The following is a 22288-nucleotide window of genomic DNA, read 5'->3' as shown; positions in this document are numbered from 1 at the left end:
GTCTTTACCCCTTTATAATCGTTTGAAGAATCCGTGCCAGTTCATCTGCCTGCGGTCTTTTCATCATGGTGACATGGTCGCCTTTGATGTGGTAATACGAGCACGATCCTTTCGTATAAGCCTCCCAGTCTGCGAACTTCTTCTGGAAATCGCTTGCGTGATCACTGCTTTGGACAATATAAAATGGCACAGGGAATGGTTCTTTTTCTAATTCAATGGCTTGTGACATGATCGTATTATGCGTTTGCATTTGCAAATATTTATCTAAATATTGATCATTCATGAATTGATGAACAACTTCATCCTTTTCTGCCTCTTTGAGTATTTTCTGCTTCACTTCTTGGAAGCTCAATCCTTGTAAAGCTTCTGGCTGAATGCCGACCAGATTCCCCATTCCAAGGACAAGTGCGAGCATTTTCACTTCTTCTTCGTTCATATCGGCATGAAGTGCCTGATCTGCCTCATCTCTTAGCACTGGCACCGTATCTAAAATGATGAGTCCTTTCGGTGCTTTTCCTGCATGAGAGAGCCGCTGATTCATTCCGTAGGCAAGATGTCCGCCCATTGAATGCCCTGCAAGATAGTCAATGCCCGGACGGTAGAACGTTTCAATAGCTTCAACAAAAAGGGTCACAAGCTCCGTGTAATGGAGAAATTGCGGCTCTTCATCCTCATATAGGCCAGGAGACTGCAAGGCGTACACAGCACCTTGATGTGTCATGAGCTTAGCAACATCAATATAGCCCATCACCGTTCCACCAGCAGGCGGTGCAAAGAATATTCTTGGTTCGGCTGGATCACCTTTTTTCAGCTCGATCACATAGTCCTTCGGAGACCTTTCGACGTTCTCAGCGGCTTCTGGTACTGCGTCCAAATGTGCGGCTAATTGCGCAGGCGCAGGGTGCATAAAAATCCATTTTGGATCAACACGAACACCTTTTTCTTTTAATTTGGCGACAGCCTGAATACTCATAATGGAATCGCCGCCCAGATCAAAGAAGGAGTCATGCATACCAACTTGCTTCACACCAAGCACTTCCTTGAAAGCTGCGACAATCCGCTCCTCCGTTTCGGTGACCGGTTTGTCGTCATCTTGGGAAAGGGAGATTGTTTCTGTTGGCTCTGGCAGTGCTTTTTGATCAACCTTCCCGTTCGTTGTCACCGGCATTTCATCCAGTACGACAAAGTAACTTGGAATCATATAGCCTGGCAGGCTTTCCTGCAAAAAGGCTTTCCAGCCCGGAACAGGATTGTCTCCGTTTGTCACAAGGTAGGCTGCCAGCCGTTTTGAGCTGCCATACGTTTTGGCGATGACTGTACATTCTTTGACTTGTGGATGCTTGAGCAGTGCTGTCTCAATTTCTCCGCATTCAATTCGGTAGCCTCTAATTTTCACTAGATGATCTTTTCGGCCGAGGTATTCAATGGTGCCATCTGACCGCCATGTACCAAGGTCGCCTGAACGATACAGCTTGTCTCCCTTTAGTTCAGGAAAAGGATTGTCAATAAACCGCTCCTTTGTCCGCTCTGGATCATGAAGGTAGCCTTTAGCAAGGCCAGTTCCACCGATATAAATTTCTCCTTTGACTCCTGCTGGTACTGGGTTGAGCGCATCGTCCAGTATGACAACAGTTGAGTTCGACACCGGCACACCAATTGGAACTGATTTTGCGCCTGCTGGCACATGTGTGACTTGATGTGTGGTGGCTAAGGTCGTGTTTTCTGTTGGACCGTAAGCATTGACGAGCACACCTTCCATATGTGGCAGTGCCTTTCGTGCATGCTCACTAGACATGGCTTCCCCGCCAACGAGTAATGTGCGGTAGCCTGCCACACTTTTTGGATCATGCTCCACCAATCGATTAAATAAAGCGGTTGGCAGACAGTTGGCTGTTACTTGATGGGTTTGGATGAACTGCGTTAATTCGTCCATATTCAGTGCTGCATATTTTGGGAGCAGAATCAGCTGACCGCCATTCAGCAGCATTCCCCATAATTCAAATGTAAAGGCATCAAAAGCATAGTTTGAGAGCTGAAGCATTTTGTCATCTGGACCGAGCTTTATATAATTTGTTTCTCTAACCAAGCGGACAACTCCTGCATGAGGAAGCATTACGCCTTTTGGTGTACCTGTTGAGCCTGATGTGTAATTAACATAGGCTATCTGGTCTTCACCTGTGATCGATGATTCTCTTTGATACACTGCATTTGTTTCTGGTATTGGCTTGTCCATGACGATCTTTGTACATGTAAAGTCTACTAGACGGTCTGCAAAATGAGACTGGGTGATGATCACATCGCTTTGCGTATCACGAACGATGAGACGGATGCGTGCATCAGGATATTCAGGTGACATCGGAACATATGCAGCACCAGATTTGATGATTCCTAGTACCGACACAATCATGTCAAAGGAGCGATCAAAAAGCATCGGGACAAGGGAGCCTGGTCCAATTCCTTTTGACTGCAAGTAAGCAGCAAGCTTTGTCGCCTTCTTATCCAAGGCTTCATACGTCATATGCTCATCCATATAGGACAGGGCAATACGATGCGGATCACGCTGCACCTGTTCTTCAAACAATTCTTGAAGCGTACGCTTTGGATAAGGCGTTTCCGTTTGATTTTTCCCTATAATCATCGCTGCCTGTTCCGCTTTGTCCATTAAGCAATAATCAGAAAATGTACGCTCAGGCTGAGCCGTCATGCCGTCTAGCACATGGAGATAATAGTTCATATAACGATGGATGGTCTCTTGATCAAATAAATCCGTATTGTATTCCACATGAATCGACAGCTGCTCTTCCTGTTCAAATACATGCAGGGTGAGATCAAATTTAGATACTGTATGATGGACCATCACATGTTCACTTGTCAGCCCTTTAAGGTTTACATCAAGCGAATTGGTGACATACCCCATGGCTGCCTGAAAAATAGGTGACCGGCTTAAATCTCGATCTAATGAAAGGTCATCGACAAGCTTATCAAATGGATAATGCTGATGCTCAAACGCTTTTAATGTCATCTCTTTCACATTTTCCAAGAGATCGGCGAACGTCTCTGCTGTTGAGACGTCCTGTCTCAGCGCAAGTGTATTCACAAACATCCCAACGAGATGCTCTGATTGCTTGGCATCCCGGCCTGCAATAGGCGATCCAACAATGATATCTGTCTGTCCGGACAGCTTGTGAAGCAGGACGTAGTACGCAGACAGCATCGTCATGAACAGTGTCGTGCCCTGCTGCTTAGACAAAGCCTGCAAGCGTCGGATAAGCGGTTCATCCAATACGATTTGCTCTGTAGCACCGTTAAATGTTTGAACCGGCGGACGAGGGCGGTCAAACGGTAGATCCAGCACTGGAAGTTCACCTTGTAACGTATTGAGCCAATAGGTTTTGTCTGCTTGATGATGCTTTAATTGTTCATTTTCCCAATGTACATAATCTGTCCATTCGATTTCTAAGGCTGGGAGCTGCGGCGTTTCATCTGCAAGCAGTGCGTCATATGCCACTTCTAATTCCTGAATGAGCAGGCTGAGTGACCATGCATCTGAAATGATGTGGTGCTGCGCGCAAAGGAGATAATACTCCTCCTTCCCCATATCTACTATCGTCCACTGCGCAAGAGGCCCTCTTTCTAAATCATAGACGCGTTCTGCCTCTTGCTGAATGAGCTGCTTCAGTCTTCTCGTTCTTGTTTTTTCATTAAATAACGAGAAATTTGCCACTGTCACAGATGGCGGAAGGTCTTCTCGAATGAGTTGGACCGGCTTGCCGCCAAGTGATTCGAATGTTGCCCGAATTGCTTCATGCCGCTTTGTTAAAAGGCCAATCGCTTTTGTTAATGCTTGAATGTGTAATGATCCTGTCAGCTTCCAAGCACCTAATATATTGTAATGATGGCTCTTTTCTAATGTGGATAAGAACCAAATGCGCTTCTGGGCATGTGACAGCTCATAGCTTATTTTCTTTTCAAGCTTTGGAATTTTGGCTTCCTGAACGGCTGGCGCCCCTTTGATGTCATCAACCATTTGCGCCAGATGTGCCAGATGTTTGCTTTCAAATAATATTTTTAAAGGCGCCTTCATTGAAAATTCATGATTGATCCGAGAAATGGTTTGAGTCGCTTTTAACGAATGTCCGCCAAGGTCGAAGAATTGATCCTCTTTGTACACGCGATCCACATCTAAAATATCCTCCCATATGACGGCAAGACGCTGCTCTGTCTTCGTTTCTGGCAATTGCTTTTCAAGGCTTTGTACGTTTTTGTCATGATTCAATTTGAGAGCTTTATGATCAATAGAGCCATCTTGTTTTTTCGGTATTTCCTGTACTTGCTGAATGTCCCATTTGCCTTCTGCGATGCTCTTGATCTCTTCAACATGCACTTCTTTGCCAGGCTGAACAGTGTAAAAAAGCTTTTTTTCAAAGACCGGTATTGGAGCTGGCTGAAGATACCCGGCGATGTCTGGGTTTGCTCCGTCCAATCCGATAAATAGATGCGCTTCATTCAGCCGAACACCTAGACATAATGAATGGAGACCTTGCTTCTTTCCAATCAATTGAAATCCCTTGCGAACGGTGAGAGCTGCTCCTGTATGCCCCTTAGACAAACCGAGATTATCCCACATACTGAAGTTCAAAGAAATCGCTCGTCTTCCTTGTTGAAAGTTGAGAGCGTGGGCGAGTCCATCTAAAAAGCTGTTGGCCGCAGAGTATGCCCCAAATGTCGTGCCGCCAAAAAAGCCATTGACCGATCCAAAAAAGACAAGCGGTACTGTCTGATCATACTTAAAGGCTTCCTGCAGCACCCATGCCCCGTCTGCTTTCCCTGACATTTCTTTGGTGAAATCCTCTTCTGACGTATGAGCCAGTGTATACTTGTCCGCCTGCTGAAAATGCTCAGACACATTGCCAGCACCGGCCAAATGCAGCACACCTCGGATCGATTGTCCAAAATGCTTTTCTGCTTCATAAATCGCCTGTTCGACGTCACATAAGTTGGTCACATCCGCTTGGACATAAATGACGTCACCAAAACCTTTTAACTGTAAGAAGGCTTCTTTCTTTTCCAAGCTGCCTTCCAGAGATGTCCGTCCAATCAAGACGAGCTTTAAGCCAAATTGGAGCATCTGCTTAGACAGCTCAAACCCAATCCCGCCAAGTCCTCCAGTCAATAAATAAAGACCTTCATATTCTAAAAACCCTTCTGTTTGAGATGATTCCATCATGTTGACTTTTTCCAGCTTTGGTACGAATCTGTCCCCATTTCGGTAAGACACTTCTGCTTTTATATGAATCGCAGACAATTCATCCGCAATATGCTTGGCATCCTGTTCTACATTCTCTGCTTCAATATCAAGGTGAGACACCTCTGCTCCTTCCCATTCTTGCGGTATGGTTTTTAGCAGGCCTACAAGCGGCGTTTTCTCCACATGAAGATCGTCTTCAGGTTGCACAAATTGACCACCTTTTGTCACAACGACAAAACGGATAGGCTCTTTATTTGCTTGTCTCAATGCTTGATACAAGTACAAAATGGATTGATTGGTGCTGGCATGCAGCTCTTTGAAATGCGCAGGATCAACGATGTCTTCTTTGTCTGACACATTCCACAGATGGAGCATGCGCCGGGTCTTTAGTTCATCTGCTTCAAGTGCTGCAATGAGCCTGACGTAATCCCCCTTGATTCTCGGGTTTATCTGATACATCCCTTTAGACAGACGCAAAAATTCATGCCCTTTTCTCACAGAAATATATGGCTGATTCTTTTGCTCAAATTGGGCGTAAAGCGATTGATAAAGTCCTTTTTCATCCTCGAAAACGAGTACATGGTCAGCAAAAGGCTGAGCTGGACCGATATTCTCCTTAGCCCAAATGCGTTTAAAAAACCAATCTGGGAGTGTTTGTTCATTTTCAGAAGCAAGATCCAGTGCCTGTTCAATGTCACGGAAGGCTCCATCTTTTAGTGCTGCGCCTAACTGGGCACGCTGGATTTTCCCACTCTCCGTTTTCGGAAATTGATCTTTTTTCACCGGAATGATGTGATCAGGCTCTATGCCGATTTTTCGAATGATGGCCTCTCTAATCTGTTGAATCATCGTGATTTGTTCCTCTATTGAATCCCTTTGTGAGACAAAAAAGACAGCAAGCGTGTCGTTGCTTGATTCGGGATTATAAATGCCGTATGCAGCGGCAAAGGTGACTTCAACCCCGTCCACCTCTTCTACAACCGCTTCAATTTCGTAATTTAAATAGTTTGCGCCGTTGATAACAATGATGTCTTTTTCTCGACCTGTCAGAACGAGACGCCCTTCGTGAATAAAGCCTAAATCCCCCGTGTGAAACCAGCCGTTTTCCGCAAATACTTCTTGATTCGCTTCTTCATTTTGATAGTAGCCCATCATAATTGTTGGACTCTTCACCTGCAAGCGCCCAACCTGATCTTCTGGCAGCACCTCGTGATGCTCATCTACAATTCGAATCCATACAGACGGAATCGGTGTGCCGACTTCTGTAAACGTTATCTTGTTCGGATGATCGTGCGTCACATATACGATCTCACTTGTTAATGAATTTTGATCAATCGTCAGCTGCCCATCCTGTTCACCGTTCCGCATAAATTTCTTTGACTGAACAATGGCTGAGGATGTTTCTGACATGCCGTAAGCAGGTACCATCGCATGATTGCTTAATCCGTGCTGATCCATGATGTGCATGAAGCGCTGTGTGACTTTCGGGACAACTGCTTCGGCTGCATTCATGATATAAGTCAGAGTAGACAGGTCCCAGCTCCCTTTACGAATGTCCTCCTCATATTCATTCATCATGGCAAAAGCAAAGTTTGGCGCCCATGTTCTTGTCACACCGTAAGTTTCTACCCAATCGAGCCACACCATCGGCCGCTCGATAAATTGATCGATGGAAGGACTAATCTGCTGGCAGCCAAGGTAGACGTCATGTACATGAAACATAACAATTCCACCAACATGATCAAGCGGCATCCAGTTAAGCGACACATCCTCATGTGTAAAGCCGTTTACCTGCTCAAAAGCAATAATTCTAGATAAAATGCTTTGATGATGATGACGGATACACTTTGGCACACCCGTACTTCCTGAAGACAGCAGCTGCAGCACAGGCTCATCCGGCTCCGGCTCATAATGCTGTTCATCTGGTTCATACGCCAGCAACGTTTCAATTGTTAAGATAGGCATGGTCTTTGCTTCAAATGTCTCACGCAGCCCAGCAATGTCCTCAGCACTTGCTTCATTCGTAATAATGAAAGGTTCATTTTGCAGCTGAAACACGCCCTTCAGCTTATTCACACCTTGATTCATTTCATCATAAACAGGCGGCACAGAGACCGGGGTCGGAATGATTCCTCCGAGAATACAGCCCCAGAACACCGTGATAAAATCTTGATGCTCTTTCAATTGAAGTAACACTTGATCACCGTTTGTCAGTCCTGCTGCCCTTAAACCGGACAGAACCCGTTCAGCGCTTGTTAGTAATTCAGGATAGGTTTGGGTCAACGTATGCCCGTCTTCTTTCAAATAAGTCACCCCGCGGTCTGGTGACATAAAAGCTGATCGAATCAGCACCTCTGTCAGTGTGACAGGTGTGCCTGGCTTTTTGATCACATCTCCGCCATACACAAGTGCGGGCGGCTTCTCATGTACAGATGATTGCTTTGTCTCGCTCGCTTCCTTCTTCGAAAGCGATCCGTTCCCTTGAGTACGCTGTCGATTAGGAAACAGGTCATCTAAGTGATAGGGTGTTTGTTTTTCTGACTGACTTTCAATGAAAGCGGCCGCTTCCTCTACTCCATCTATAGCTTTGGTGCGCTCTTCTATCTTTCTTAATTCCTCTTGATCTATGATTTCAATTGAAAGCAGTGCCTCTGTGTCGACTGCTCCACTTTCTGTCTTTGGCAAAGAAGGTAATAAGATGAGAGCAGCTGGCACTTCATGAGGGTGAAGTGGACCTTTCATCAGATCCTCCCTTGTCAGCGAAGGCATCTTCGCCTGTGCAAATAGCACAAGCGATAGACTGCCTTCTTGATTTTTCTTCGGAATGATGGCACATTCCTTAAGCGGAAAATGAAGCATCATGACTTGCTCTAATGCTTTGAGATCCATCCGTTTTCCGTTGATTCTGACGATATGATTTGCTGCATGTCCTTTTCGTCTACTCACTAACATCGTTCTTCTCCTCCTACATCCAATCCAAAATCTGAATCTTATTTTTTTCAGTCCAAACGCCGACATCCCCTGTCGGATAGAGGTATTCGCCAGTTTGATGTTTGAATGGATGCGGAATTTTATGCGTCTCCATCCAATCGGCAAGCTCCCCGCAAAGTGCTTTGATATCCTTTGCGCCGATAAAAATATCTCCAGGGAATCCTATCGGCATGAGCTGATGCTCTTCGCTCAGGACATATATTTCCGTCTCACAGGAAGGATCATGCACACCTGAATAGACCTCTTCTTGATCTGGGTACAGCACACTGACTTGTGCGTTTTTCGCCCAATCGGTGATTATCCGCTCTTTTTCTTCATTCGTCACGATTGTGAAGGAAGAAAGGGGTGTCTCCATTTGTTCTGTCATCGCTTCAAGTGTGTGGATCAGCTGCTGCATCAACGATTGTATTTGCTTTTCTGTATATTGATTGAGGCGATATGTGACCCGAAGCTCCAGCGTATCTCCCGGAACTGCCACAAGGGTCAGGTCATAGTTCGTTTCTTCATGACTCGCAATGTCTACAATACGCACTCCGTATGGCTCGATAGATTCAATCGGATAGTTTTCAAACACGACAATGCTGTTAAACAATGAATCTCCATTCGGGATGTGGGTCAGCTGCTGAATATCTGGCAGTACGGTATATTCGAATTCCCGCATCTGAAAAACTGTGTCCTGCGTATGTGCCAGCAGCTTGGAAATGGTCCACTCTGGCGTGATCGGCAAACGGAGCGGCAATGTGTTAATAAAGAGCCCTGTCATGCTTTCAACCTGTGGTAAATCCGCCGGCCGTCCTGATACTGTCACTCCGAACACGACATCATCAGATCCTGAATGAAGATGCAAAAGCAGCCCCCATGCTGTCTGAATCAGGGTGCTCATTGTCACCTTCTGCTTGCCTGTCATCTTTTCGAGTTTCTCCTGCATCTCGGGCGTTAGTTTGATACTTAGCTGATCAACACCTGCATCTTCATCTGAAGCATGCCCATCGTCTCCTGGAAGTGGCGTAGTCTCCTCTACTCCTGACATATAATGTTTCCAGAACGCTAGCGCCTTCTCTTGATCCTGCTTTTGCAGCCACTCGATAAAATCTTTATATGGACGGACAGCAGGAAGATCCACCTCCCGTTCATCCACAAGAGAGCGGTACAAAGAAAAGGATTCTTCAATAAAGCTGAACAAGCTCCAGCCATCGATTAAAATATGATGAAAGCTAAAAACAAACGTGCATGTGTTTTCATCACGATGGAATAAGGCAATACGAATCAGCGGTTCATCCATATCTTCTAGTTTGAAATCCTTTAAACGATCTGTTTGCAAATATTGCTGGATGGCTTCCTTCTGATCCGTTTCACTCAGGTGGCGCACATCGTGCTGAGTGAGATGAATGCTGCCTTCTGATTGAATCAACTGAACAGGCTCCTTTAGCCCTTCCCAAGCAAATGTTGTCCGCAAAATCGAATGACGTTCCACAAGCAGATTCCAGGCTTTTTCATAGGCTGCGCCGTCCGTTAAGCCTTCGAGCGTCATATGCACTTGACCAAAGTACGCCTGTGACGCTTGATCTAATAGAGCATGAAACAGCATCCCTTGCTGCATTGGAGATAGTGGATACACATCCACTACATTGTCTGGGAGATCATCGATTTGCTTTTGCGTCAGCTGAACCATTGGAAAATCAGATGGCGTAAAACCGCCTTTTGTTTCTACACAATGCGTCAGAATATCCTCCATTTTTTCTTTGAATCGTTCAGGTAACAGGCGCACCTCTTCATACTGAAGCAGTTCACGATTGATCATAAAATTCATCTGAAGCTGACCGTTCACAACATATCCGTACACATCGATCAAATGCTGTCTTTCTGCTTTTGGATCATGTACATGTCCATTTCGTTCATCAGCTATATAAAGGTGTGTCTCACCGTCTATTTGATCTAACTGTCCAAGGTAATTAAAGCTCATCTGCGGCGCTGCCTTTTTGAGTAAACGAGATGCTGTCATGTATTGAAGTAAGCCATAGCCTATTCCCTTTTGCGGCACAGCTCTTAAGGTTTCTTTGACATCTTTGATTTGTCTCTCAACATCGGTTTGAATAAAAGGAATAAAAATAGGATAAGAGCTTGTAAACCATCCGACTGTTCGTGACAAATCCATCTGTTCAAATAAATCCTCGCGTCCGTGCCCTTCTAACGTAATAAGCAGCGGCTTTCCAACGGCTTGCGTGAGTCCTGATAAAAGTAAATCGTTTACCTCTGTTCGATACGCTTGAGATGCCTGTCTTAGTAAAATATCTGTTTGATCCTTCGTTAATTGAATAGACAGGATCTCTGCATGTTCTTCTATATTGAAAAGCGCAGGTGTTTGAAAAGGAGAACCCTCTTCCTCTTGACTGATGATATTTTGCCAAAAAGGAACCTGCTCTTGTAATTGATCGGTTTGTGCATATTCATAAAGAGCCTCAGCCCACTGCTGATAGGACGCAGTTTTCTTTGCAAGCGCGATTTCCTGCCCTGCCGCAAGCTGCTTCAGTCCATTTAATAGGTCTTCCTGTATGATGCGCCATGAGATTCCATCCATCACAAGATGATGGGCAGCGATAAAGAGTTCAGACATACCATCACTTGTGTGAAAAAGAACGGCTTTGATGACTTCCCCTCGCTCTAATGACAACGTTCCTTGACAAGCGGCGGTCTCCATGCGGATTTGTTCCAGCGCTTCCTCCTGAGAAACACCCGTCAGATCAAAGAAGGTGACACAAGGGGTGATGCCAGGCGCACGAATGGTTTGAATCCACGAGCCATCTGCTGCTTTTGTATAAATCGCTCTCAGCATATCGTGATGATCGACAATGTTTGAGAGAACCTGTGTCAGCTGCTTGAGTTGTATGGATTGCTTGAATTCCATATGCGCAGATAAATTCCAGTAATCTTGGTTTGTCAATGATTGCTCAAAGAACCATGATTGGATCGGAAGCAGACGAACAACTCCTGTGACAGGCGACTGATCATAGAACGCAGCAGCATCTGACTTTTTCATAGCCAGTGCCAGTTGTGAAATCGTCTGTTTTTCAAATACATCTCTCGGCTGAATGACGTAGCCTTCCTGTGCTAAGCGCGCCACCATTTGTATGACAATAATCGAATCTCCGCCAAGCTCAAAGTAGTTATCATGTACGCCAATCGAAGGAGCGCCGAGCAACTGAGTCCACACTTTTTCCAGTACACGTTCTTCCTCACTGAGTGCCTTGTCAGCCGGTTTGTCTACTTCTTCCTGTCTCCACTCTGGCGGCGGGAGACGTTTTTGGTCTACCTTGCCATTTGCCGTGAGCGGGAGTTCCTCCAGCTCTATTAATAGGCTTGGCACCATATAATCTGGCAGTATTTCTTTTAATTGATGGCGAATGTCTTGCGTGGTCACGCTGCCCTTTTGGACAAAATAACCGATCAACCGCTTGTGGCCACTCTCATGCTGGTGCGGAATGACTGCACATTCTATGATGTCTTCAAAGCGCAGCATAGCGGCTTCAATTTCCCCGCATTCGACGCGGTGTCCGCGAATTTTCACCTGATGATCGATTCTTCCTAGGCAGTCGATGATGCCGTTTGGCAGCCAGCGGCCCATATCGCCTGTTTTATATAAACGCGCTCCTTCTTGGAAAGGATGCGGGATAAATGATTGTGATGTTTTTTCTTCATCTCCAAGGTAACCGAGTGCAAGCCCTGTACCGCCTACATAGATCTCTCCAATGACACCTTGCGGAACCGGCTGCAGCTGGTCGTCTAGTACATAAGCTTGTGAATACGCAATTGGCTGACCGATAGGAACCGCCACCTGCCCCTCATCCACTGCCCGAATGTGATGCACACAGGAGAACGTCGTATTCTCAGTTGGTCCATAGCCGTTTAAAAGGCCTTCAGGTAAATACGGCAGCGCTTTACGGATATGAGCAGCTGACAAAGCATCACCACCGACCAATAAGGCATTGAATCCAGATAAAGCTTCTGGATGTTCCTCTGTTAATCGGTTAAACAGCGGCACTGTCAGAAATCCTGTTGTGATCTTGTAAGATGTCAGCGTGTCAGCCAGCGTATCCATTGATAAAATCGTATTTCGATCGGTCAGTATCAGCCTTCCTCCGTTGAGCAGGGCTCCCCATATTTCATACGTAAAGGCATCAAAGGAAAAGCTAGCGATTTGTAAAATACGCGTATGTTCATCAAGGGTGACATAATCTGTTTCACATACAAGCCGGATGACCGCTTGATGCGGAATCAAAACCCCTTTTGGCTGACCGGTTGATCCTGATGTGTAATTGATATAAGCGAGTCCATCAGGTTTGAGGGCAGCAGGTTGGAGTTCTCCCTCCGATAAAAACTCTTCATATCCCTGATCAAGACAAATGAGCTCGGTTTGACTGATCGAGACTTGTTTCAGCCATTCATTTTTTGTTAGTAACAGCTGAATACCTGTATCCCTCAGCATATAATCAATTCGTGCATCTGGATATTCAGAATCAATTGGGACATAGGCCCCGCCTGCTTTCACAATCGCCAGCACCCCAAAAATCATTTCAGGCGACCTGTCGATCAGCAGCCCTACTGGTTCATGCGGCTTCACTCCTCGCTGCTGCAGATAAGCGGCAAGCCGATTGACTTTCTCTTGTAACTCCTGATACGTCCACTGGTCTTCCCCTGATTCGAGGGCAATCGCATGAGGTGTCTTTTTCACCTGTGCTTCAAACCTTTCTGTGATGAGAAGCGGGCCTGCTGGTTGTTCTGTTTTGCCGCTCCATTCATAGAGCAGCTTCTGCTTCTCTTTCTCTGGCAGATAATTCATTTGTCTGATCGGCTGTGCTGGATTTTCACAAATACACGCAAGCAGCTGTTCGTAGTAACGAAGGAACCGTTCCATCGTGTCGTCAGAAAATAAGTCTGCATCATACTCTAGTTTTAATTGAAGACCTTCCGCCCCTTCAAAAACAAACAGGGATAGATCAAACTTGGCCGTATCGTTATCTTCAATGGCTAAAACGGATGTCGCCTCACCCATCGGTGATGCTTCAAGAGGCAGGTTTTGCAGAACGAACATGACCTGAAACAGCGGCTGCTTCCCAGCCTCACGTACAATATTCAGTTCATCTACGACCATCTCAAACGGCACATCTTGATGTGCATAGGCACCCATTGTTGTTTCCTTCACTCGCTCTAATAGCTCTGTGAAAGCCGGATTCCCGCTATGATCGATCCGAAGTGCCAGCGTATTCACGAAAAATCCGATGAGCTGCTCCATCTCCGTCCGATTTCTCCCGGCAATGACGGATCCAATGACAAACTCATCCTGTGAAGACAATCGATGCAGCAAGGTAGAGAAAGCCGAAAGTAATGTCATATAAAGGGTGCTATCTGTTTTCTTAGAAAGAACAGCCAGCTGTTCTGATAACGGCTTCGACAAGCGGTATTTTTTCGTTTTTCCCCTATAGGATTGAACGGCCGGACGCGTGTAGTCATACGGCAGCATCAACTCTTCCACAGGTACCGCAAATTGCTCCTTCCAATAGGAAAGCTGCTTCTGAAGTGTTTCTCCCGTCAAATACTCCTTCTGCCATAGTGCGTAATCTGCATATTGAATTGGCAGTGGTGAGAGATCAGGCTCCCTCCCCTCGATCATCGCTGTATACCATTCGGATAGCTCCCTTGCGGCAATGCCAATCGACCAGCCATCTGACACGATGTGGTGAATGGACATCAGCAGCAAATGATCTGTTTCTGACAGCCGAATTAATTTCGCGCGAAAAAGTGCATCTTGCTCTAAGCGGAAAGGTGTGCCCGCTTCTCTTTTCGCCCATTCAGCCGCTTTTTGTTCTTTTTCTTCCTGTGATGCCAGCTCTGATACATCTACCACCTCAAGCGCTGGAAGAGTCATATGCTCATGTATGATCTGTACCGGTTCATCGCCGTTCATCGCAAAGGATGTTCTGAGCGATTCATGCCTTTGCACCATTTGCTGCAGGCTGTGCTGAAGCACCTTTACATCTAAAGGTCCATTCATCCGAAAGGAAATCGTATTATTGTATAATGCTAGATCGGGCTGTAATTGATAGAGAAACCACTGTCTTTGCTGAGCATAGGACATCGGAAGCTCCTGCCCCTTTTCTATTTTCCGTATCGGAATCGCTTCATCGGCTTCGGCATTTAAATCAATCCAGTCCGCTAACTCTCCAAGTCTCGTATGCTCAAAAAGAACGGCGAGCGGCACGTCAAATCCCGTTTTCTGCCTAACAGCTGACAGCATTTGCGTTGCCTTGAGCGAATGACCTCCGAGTAGAAAGAAATGATCACCACAGCTGATGTTTGAAACATCAAGCAGTTCGGACCAAATGCGCGCCAAGAGTTTTTCCGTCTCAGTTTGAGGTGCTCTGTCCTCTGAACCCTGTCCACTTTCCTCTATTAATTCATTGAAATGCACTTCGTCCGGCATCCCATCCTCTGTTTCTTTCCAGTATTCTTCAGGATAGAGATGTACGGAACATTCCCCAGATAGACGAGACTGTATACACGTATAAATGGACTGATACAGCCTTTCTTCAATAGCCGTTGTTTGATCAGTCTTGAAAAAGACATATACGGCCTGTTCTGTTTGAATATCCCCCTGTATCATTTCTTGAATATCCTGCTTCGATCGATCCAACCCGATATAAATGAGGGGAGCATCTGTCATCAAGCATGCAAGCATTGTTTGAATGCCTTCCCGCTTTGGAATCGGGAGGTAGCCTCTTTCTTTTAGCATGCCTTTGATTATTGAGCCTTCACTCATTCCCGTCTCATCCCACATACTAAAGCTAAAGCAATACGGCTTTACTGTAGAGGTGAGCCTCTGATAATGAGCAAATTGTTCAACGAACTCATTGGCCGCGCAATAAGCGCCAACGGTCATCCCGCCCTTTAACGTTCGAGCTGACGAGCTAGAAAGGAATAAGACATTCTGCCGTTTAGAAGCTGCTTCATGTAGCGCAATCGTGCCATATACCTTCGCTTCGTACATCGCATGTAATGACACAGACGTCATGTCACGAAGCAGCTCTTCTTGAATGATGCCAGCGAAATGAATGACGCCATGCAGCCTTTTGCCTAAAGCTGCCTCCTGTTTTGAGATCAAGGCTTCTATGGCTTTTGCGTCAGTGATGTCCACCTTTTCATAAAGAACTGTGCCGCCGCGCTTTTCCGCTAATTTCTCAAGTGAAATCAATACGTCTTGCTGCTCCACAGATAAAGCCTCTCTCGCCTTTCTTCCAACCAGCACAAGATGCGCTTGATAGGATGTCAGCAGGTGCTCACTCAGCAACCGCCCAATGCCGCCAAGCCCGCCTGTTATCACGTAAAGCCCGGATGATTCAAACGGCGGCTTCTTCCTCCTTTGTTCTTTTTCCAGATGAAGCGGCGTTAAAAGAGGAGTATAACGAACACCTTCGCGATAAGCGGCGATATGATGGCTTGTGTCATGTGTAAGCTCTGTCATAATCGATGATGCATGAGAACGACCAGCAGCTGATTCTGCTAGAGAAAAATCAAGACACCGCACCTTGATAAACGGCCATTCATGCTGAACAGCTGTCATCAATCCTGCTGTCGTTGCTTTCTCCACATCATGTGTTTGATCTTCCGGCAAATTCATCGCATGAGCAGAGACAAAGGTGATCTCTACTGGCTCCTCATAGGCAGCGATCGCTTTTGTTACATATAATGCACTCATGCTGCCAGTCTTCTGTGCTTCTTTTGCCGACGCTGCATGAAGTGTGTCTTCTTGAGTTGTGTAGTTCCAAAGGTGAAAGATTTGTTTCACCGAAACGCCATACGAACGGAGCGTCTCAAAGAGTTGTTCGTAGTCAGACGGCCGATTCGGGTGGATGATGAAGTGTGTATGTGTGAGTTGTGTGAATGCTTGACCCGGTTCAACCGTAATAAAGGTTTGTTCATTGCTTGAAAGGGATCTCAATTGATCTGCCAGCCCTAAAGTATCTGCAAAGATCACCGTGTTCCCTAATGTTTGTTTTTGAGCTTCATGGAGCGGAGCAGGTATCCACTTCTTTTGTAAACTCCAATCAGGCAAGGTGTGTTCATTTTCAAGTCTGATGTCCAGCTCCTTGATGATTTCATCGAATTCGCCTTCCTGCCATCGCTTCTTGAGCTGTGCCCTCTCTATTTTTCCAGAGCTTGTTTTCGGAAAGGCATGCTTCTGGACAGGGATCACGCGCGATGCAGATAGCCCCATTTTTGTTGCAATATGGGATTTGATATTTTGACTTGCCCTCATGATATAAGAAGGTTCATACAGCTTCGGTGTAAAAAAGAGAATCAGCTCGTCGGATGCAGATGCTTCCATCCGAGCGGAACAAGCGGCGACAAAGCTCGTTTCGACGCCGGGTACTTCCTCTGCAATGACTTCAATTTCATAGTTGTGATAATTTTTCCCGTTGATGATGATCATGTCTTTTTCTCTACCGGTTAATGTCAGCCTTCCTTCGTGCAGAAAACCTAAATCCCCCGTGTGGAACCAGCCGTCTGTTTGAAAAACTTCTTGATTCGCTTCGTCATTCTTGTAATAGCCCTTCATTGTCGTCGGCCCTTTAATTTGCACACTGCCAATATGATCTTCGGGAAGAAGCTCATGCTGATGGTTAACGATACGAATCGTAATACCCGGAATTGGTCTTCCCAGCTCTGTAAAGCTGACGGTTCCTGTCTCACGTGCCTCCGCTGGTCTTAGCTGCTCTGTGAGTGATGTTTCCTCAAAGGTTAGGACCCCGCTGCTTTCATCTCCCCGCTCTATCGCAAAAGAGAAGACAACGGCAGAAGAGATTTCAGACATGCCGAATGCTGGTCTAATGACGTCTCCCTTTAAGCCATGTGGAGCCAACAAGTGTAAAAATCGTTGAATCGTCTTCGGTACGACCGCTTCTGCCCCATTGATCATACAGGTCATAGCAGAAAGATCCCAAGATCCTGACGAGATGTCTTTCTCATAATCATTGATCATCGCAAATGCGAAGTTAGGCGCCCATGTCTTCGTTGCACGGTAGCGGTCCATCCAGTCAAGCCAGCGCAGCGGCTGAGCGATAAAATCATCTGTTCTTGCCCGAACCTGCTCACAGCCCGTGTACACATTGACAAGGTGAAACATCACAATACCGCCAATATGATCTAAAGGCATCCAGTCTAACGACACATCCTCTTGTGTAAACCCATTGGCTGCCACTGTTCCTTTGACATTCGCCAGCACGCTTCGATGAGAATGTTCTACGCATTTGGGCATCCCTGTGCTTCCAGACGTTAAGATAAAAAAGACTGAATCATCCGGTGACGCTGGATAAGCTTCTCTATCTCTTTCTAAAGAAAGCATCGGCTCAACGGCTGCGACACGTAACTTGTCTGTATGCCACAATAAAGCTAAGCCTTGCACCTCATCAACCAGCGAGTCATCTGTTAAAATGAGCGGATGCTCCAGCAGGTTCCACGCATGATGAAGCTTCTTCACAGAGGCATTCATTTCACGATAGGTCGGTGCAGCGGACACTAGTGTTGGAACAAATCCGCCTAACACACACGCCCAAAAGGCTGTTACCATCGCATGATTGGATGAAAACTGAAAGAATACAGGATCACCCGGTTCAAGTCCTAACGCCCTCAAACCTGTCAGAACCCGCTCGGCGTCCTCCTTTAACTGCGCGTAGGATTGTGTGAGTTCATTTTCACTATTGACGATATAAGTCAGACCATTTTTCGTTTTTGCCGCCTCTGTTAAGGCGTCCTGCAAGGTTTGGGCTCCTGCCTTAACATCAAGATCCCCTCCATAGGAAAGGGCGGGCGGCATGTCCGCTAAAGCAGGGGAAGCCATTTGCATCTGTATCGATTCAGCTGCGGCCTCCTGCTCCATGTGATTGTCGAGAAATAAATGAGAGAGGTGATATGGCCGCGGTCGAATGGTTTTTTCATGAGAAAAAACAGCGAAGCGTTCGATTTCGTTGGTTTGTAAAATCGTTCTCTGTACATCTTGTAAAATCGTATCCATTGATTCATGTACATTTGATTTATTTATAATTGATGGTTTCATATGAGTTCCTTTCCTTTTTTGACAGGCAGGGCTGCCAACATGCACCCCTGCCTGAACTAAAGTTTACAAAACGGCTTCTCTATTTTTTTGATTCACGATCTTTTGGATCAGCTGGGCATTTTGGGCTGCACACTCTTTGTTTTTGAACATGTCAGCGTGTTGACCGTAGCCTTGATAATAGCGATAAGCACCGGTCGTCGCGTTTTCCCAATGATCCATCCAGTCTGGAATCTCAATTTGCTCTTTTGATTGGATGAAATCAATATCTGCTTGTATCTTTCCTTGATTCACCCCCTTAACAAATGTTTCATAATAGGCCCGCGTTTTTTGAGCAAGCGCTTCTTGAACGAGCTCTTCTTGGGCAAGTTCACTTTGCTTTGATTGATGAACAATCGCTGCGATATCGTCCTCGATGGATCGTCCTTCTAAATCACTTTCTCCAATTTTCTTATAGGAATCGATCATGATGACCTTTTCCACCGTCCGCCCTGCTTGTTCAAGCGTTTGAACGAGATCAAAGGCCAGATAGCACCCGCCAGAGTAACCCATCAAAGTCAGCGGCCCTTCAGGCTGAAGGTGCTGAATATGCTGAACGTATTGCGTCATGCGGTGATCAGCTTCAATAAAATCAAAGGCGATCAAACGAACGCTATCGAGCGTTTTGGCGGCTTCCTGATAGATAAAGCCATAGCCCGGTAATGGCGGAAGAGCAAAGACTGTTGGCGTTTGAGATTCATTGAATACAAGATAGCCGGCAGCTTCATGATCCTGCTGTTGAATATAACGGCTGATGGCTTCAATTGTAGGCGTCTCAAACAACAAGTGAATAGGCACCTGAACATCGAATTCCTTCGACACCTTTGATAAAAGCGACATCGCTTTTAAAGAATGTCCTCCAAGCTCAAAGAAATGGTCATCTGTACTGATATCATCTCGTTCAAGCACTTCACGCCACATGACAAGCAGCTTTTGTTCTACCTCATTTGCCGGAAGCTTCACATGGCGGTTTCCTTGAGGCGCTTCTGGCTTTGGCAGCTGACGTTTATCAACTTTTCCATTTGGTGTCAGCGGCATTTTCTCAAGTCTGATCAGCTCATGAGGCTGCATGTAAGTCGGAAGTTTCTCCTTCAGCCCTGACTTGATCACATCAACTTTGTCCTTCCACTTCTCCTCACATGTCATATAGGCGAGCAGTCTTGTATGCTGCGAGCCATGCTGATCCGTTATAAGGGCAGCTTGCTTTACGCCTGGATGCATGAGAAGGTGGGCTTCAATTTCTGTCAGCTCAATTCGGTGGCCGCGAATTTTCACCTGATCGTCCACTCTGCCTGCATACTCAATCAGACCGTCTGCTCGAAAATAAGCCAAATCTCCCGTACGATACAGCCTTTCTCCCGTAGCAAATGGATGTGTGATAAAGGCTTCTTTTGTCAGATCAGGACGATTCAAATACCCCTTCGCAAGCCCTTTGCCGCTGAGACAAAGTTCTCCGACCATTCCAATCGGCTGAAGCTGTCCTTGCTGGCTCAATATATAAGCACCCGTTTGGTTAATCGGCTTTCCGATTGGAATAGAATGCGCTTCTATCGGCGGAGCTTCATCTACAGGATAATAGGTGGCAAAAACGGTTGATTCGGTTGGGCCGTAGACATTGATTAGTCTGCCTTTTCCCATGACATCAAAGGCTTTTCTCACATGCTGTACAGATGCACGCTCCCCTCCGAATAACACCTTGCGCACACTGTGCATCCAATCGGTTTCTTCATCAACGAGAAGATTAAATAAAGCAGTTGGAACAAACATGACAGAAATGCTTTCTCTTTTAATGAGCTCCGTCAGCTCATGCATATCTAAAATGGTGTCTTTTTTCGGCAGGACAAGCTTTGCCCCATTTAAAAGCGCACCATATACATCAAAGGTAAAGCCATCAAATACGCTGTTGGATAGCGACAGCAGTGTGTCTGTTTCTGAAATGGTTAAGTAGTTCGTATTTTTGACCACCCGGGCAATATTGGAATGGGTTGTCATGATGCCTTTTGGCTGACCCGTTGTACCTGATGTATACATGATATATGCCGTATCGTGTAAACCTGCTTCTAGCGGCAGATTCTCTGAGCTCATAAGTGAAATTTCCTGATCATCTGCAAACAGATACGTACCAGTAAACCCGAGTCCCTTCGCCTGACCAATAAAGGATGAGTGAGTCAGGAGATGCGTCGCTCCGCTGTCTTTAAGCATGTATTGAATGCGGCTTTCTGGATAATCAGGATCAATTGGCACATAGGCTGCGCCTGCTTTTAAAACAGCAAGCAGACTGACAATGAGTTCAGGTGTTCGATCGGCTAAAATGGCGATGACCGTTCGATGTTCAGTCCCATTTTTTTGCAAATGCCTTGCCAATCGATTGGCCTGTTCATTCAGCTCGGCATATGTCATCGTTTGCTCTTCTGCTGATAGTGCCACTGCATTTGGCTGTTTGCCCACATTATGCTCAAACCATTTCGATAAATATAATTGGTCATGCTCAAGCTCAGGTGCATTCCATTCCTCAAGAATCTGCTGTTTTTCCTGCTTCGTGACGAGCGGGAGTGTATGAACCGATTGATCGGGATGCTTGACCGCCTCATTTATCAATAGACTGAGCTGTTCCTTTAACTTGTGAACAAATTGAGGATCAAACGCTCTTTTGTTAAAGGCCAGCTTCAATAGCAATTCTTCTCCAGGCGATGCGAGCAGATTGAGATCATAGTTTGATTTTTCATAGACATTCATGTTCTCCACCGTGAACCCTAACCGTGCCTCTTGCTCGTCCTTCTTTGCGGCTGGGACATTTTCAAACACGACAATATGATCAATGAGCTGCTGCTGACCTGTCTTTGCCTGAATATCATAAATGGGAATATATTGGTGCGGCTCGGCTGCCAGAGACTGCTGCTGTGTTTCTGACAGGAGTGCACGAAATGTCATGTAATCTGTCAGCTGAATTCTTCTTGGTATGACATTGATGAACAATCCAACCATCCTGTCAACGCCAGCCAAGTCTGCCGGGCGTCCTGACACAACTGTTCCAAACAGCACATCATTTGACCGCTGATACCTGCTCAGCAGAACCGACCAAACGGATTGAAGCGCACTGCTTAACGTCGCATTTTGCTGCAGCGCTAACTCTGACAAAGCAGCCGTTTCTTCTTTGCTCATGGACCATTCAATTTCGCCTAATTCATGTTCATTCGTTTGTTTTCGCTGTTCTTTAAAGGTTGATTGTCCATCAAACCCTGCTAATGATTGCTGCCAATATTGAAGTGATGCTTGTTTATCTTGTTTTTCCAGCCACTTTATATATTCTTTATATGGTTTGACCGGTTCTAGCTTATAAGGAACGTCATGTAAAAGTGCATGGTAAATCGCAAACAACTCCTGCACCACAAGTCCAAAGCACCAGCCATCCAGAAGGATATGATGATAGCTCCATATCCAGCGATAGCTGGCAAAACCCGTTTGGAAAACAGATGCCCGCATGAGAGAATCCTTCGAGAGGTCAAATCCTCTCAGCTGATCCTGTTGTTTGAATTTCTCGATACGTTCAAGCTGTTCGTCTTCAGAAAGATCTTGCAAGTCCACAACATCAAGTGTAAAAGGACGCTCCTTTAGCACAACTTGGACAGGGCGCTTTACTTTTTCGTGGAGAAACACGGTACGAAAAATATCGTACCGCTCCACGATGATATTCATGCTTTTCTCAAGTAAGTCATGATGCAGTGTGCCCTTAACGTTCATATCCATTTGCTCTACATAGAAGCCCTTTTCTTGATGATGGAGGGTATGAAACAGCATTCCTTCTTGCATCGGTGACAGATAATACATGTCTTGAACTTGATCCCTTTTAAATTGACTCATCTATTTCATCCTCCCTTCCTATTTTTATGACTGATCTCGTGTGT

At 45.8% G+C, this 22288-nt stretch carries 3 protein-coding genes; all 3 read right to left on the bottom strand.

What is annotated here, in order from left to right; all coding sequences use genetic code 11:
- Positions 1–4: 4 nt before the first annotated feature.
- The 3 genes from AOQ70_RS00400 to AOQ70_RS00390 all read right to left on the bottom strand — a co-directional run bounded on the left by AOQ70_RS00400 (position 5) and on the right by AOQ70_RS00390 (position 22244).
- A complete protein-coding gene (locus tag AOQ70_RS00400) occupies positions 5–8200 on the bottom strand; it encodes a non-ribosomal peptide synthetase (protein WP_059374416.1) in 8196 nt (2731 codons plus the stop codon).
- A gap of 13 nt (positions 8201–8213) precedes the next feature.
- Positions 8214–18347, bottom strand: coding sequence for a non-ribosomal peptide synthetase (locus tag AOQ70_RS00395; RefSeq protein ID WP_059374414.1), 10134 nt, complete (start codon positions 18345–18347; stop codon positions 8214–8216).
- 63 nt (positions 18348–18410) lie between these two features.
- Positions 18411–22244 (bottom strand): non-ribosomal peptide synthetase, encoded by a 3834-nt coding sequence (locus AOQ70_RS00390; protein WP_059374412.1) that lies wholly within the window; start codon positions 22242–22244, stop codon positions 18411–18413.
- Positions 22245–22288: the final 44 nt, after the last annotated feature.

The sequence above is a fragment of the Bacillus sp. AM 13(2015) genome, assembly GCF_001518755.1.
Lineage (GTDB): Bacteria > Bacillota > Bacilli > Bacillales > Bacillaceae > Bacillus > Bacillus safensis.
Note: the sequence above shows the minus strand (reverse complement) of the source record. Positions and strands in the feature narration are given on the sequence as shown.

Coding starts and splice junctions, on each gene's coding strand:
- AOQ70_RS00400 (WP_059374416.1), bottom strand. CDS start 8,200: ATGTTAGTGAGTAGACGAAAAGGACATGCAGCAAATCATATCGTCAGA.
- AOQ70_RS00395 (WP_059374414.1), bottom strand. CDS start 18,347: ATGAAACCATCAATTATAAATAAATCAAATGTACATGAATCAATGGAT.
- AOQ70_RS00390 (WP_059374412.1), bottom strand. CDS start 22,244: ATGAGTCAATTTAAAAGGGATCAAGTTCAAGACATGTATTATCTGTCA.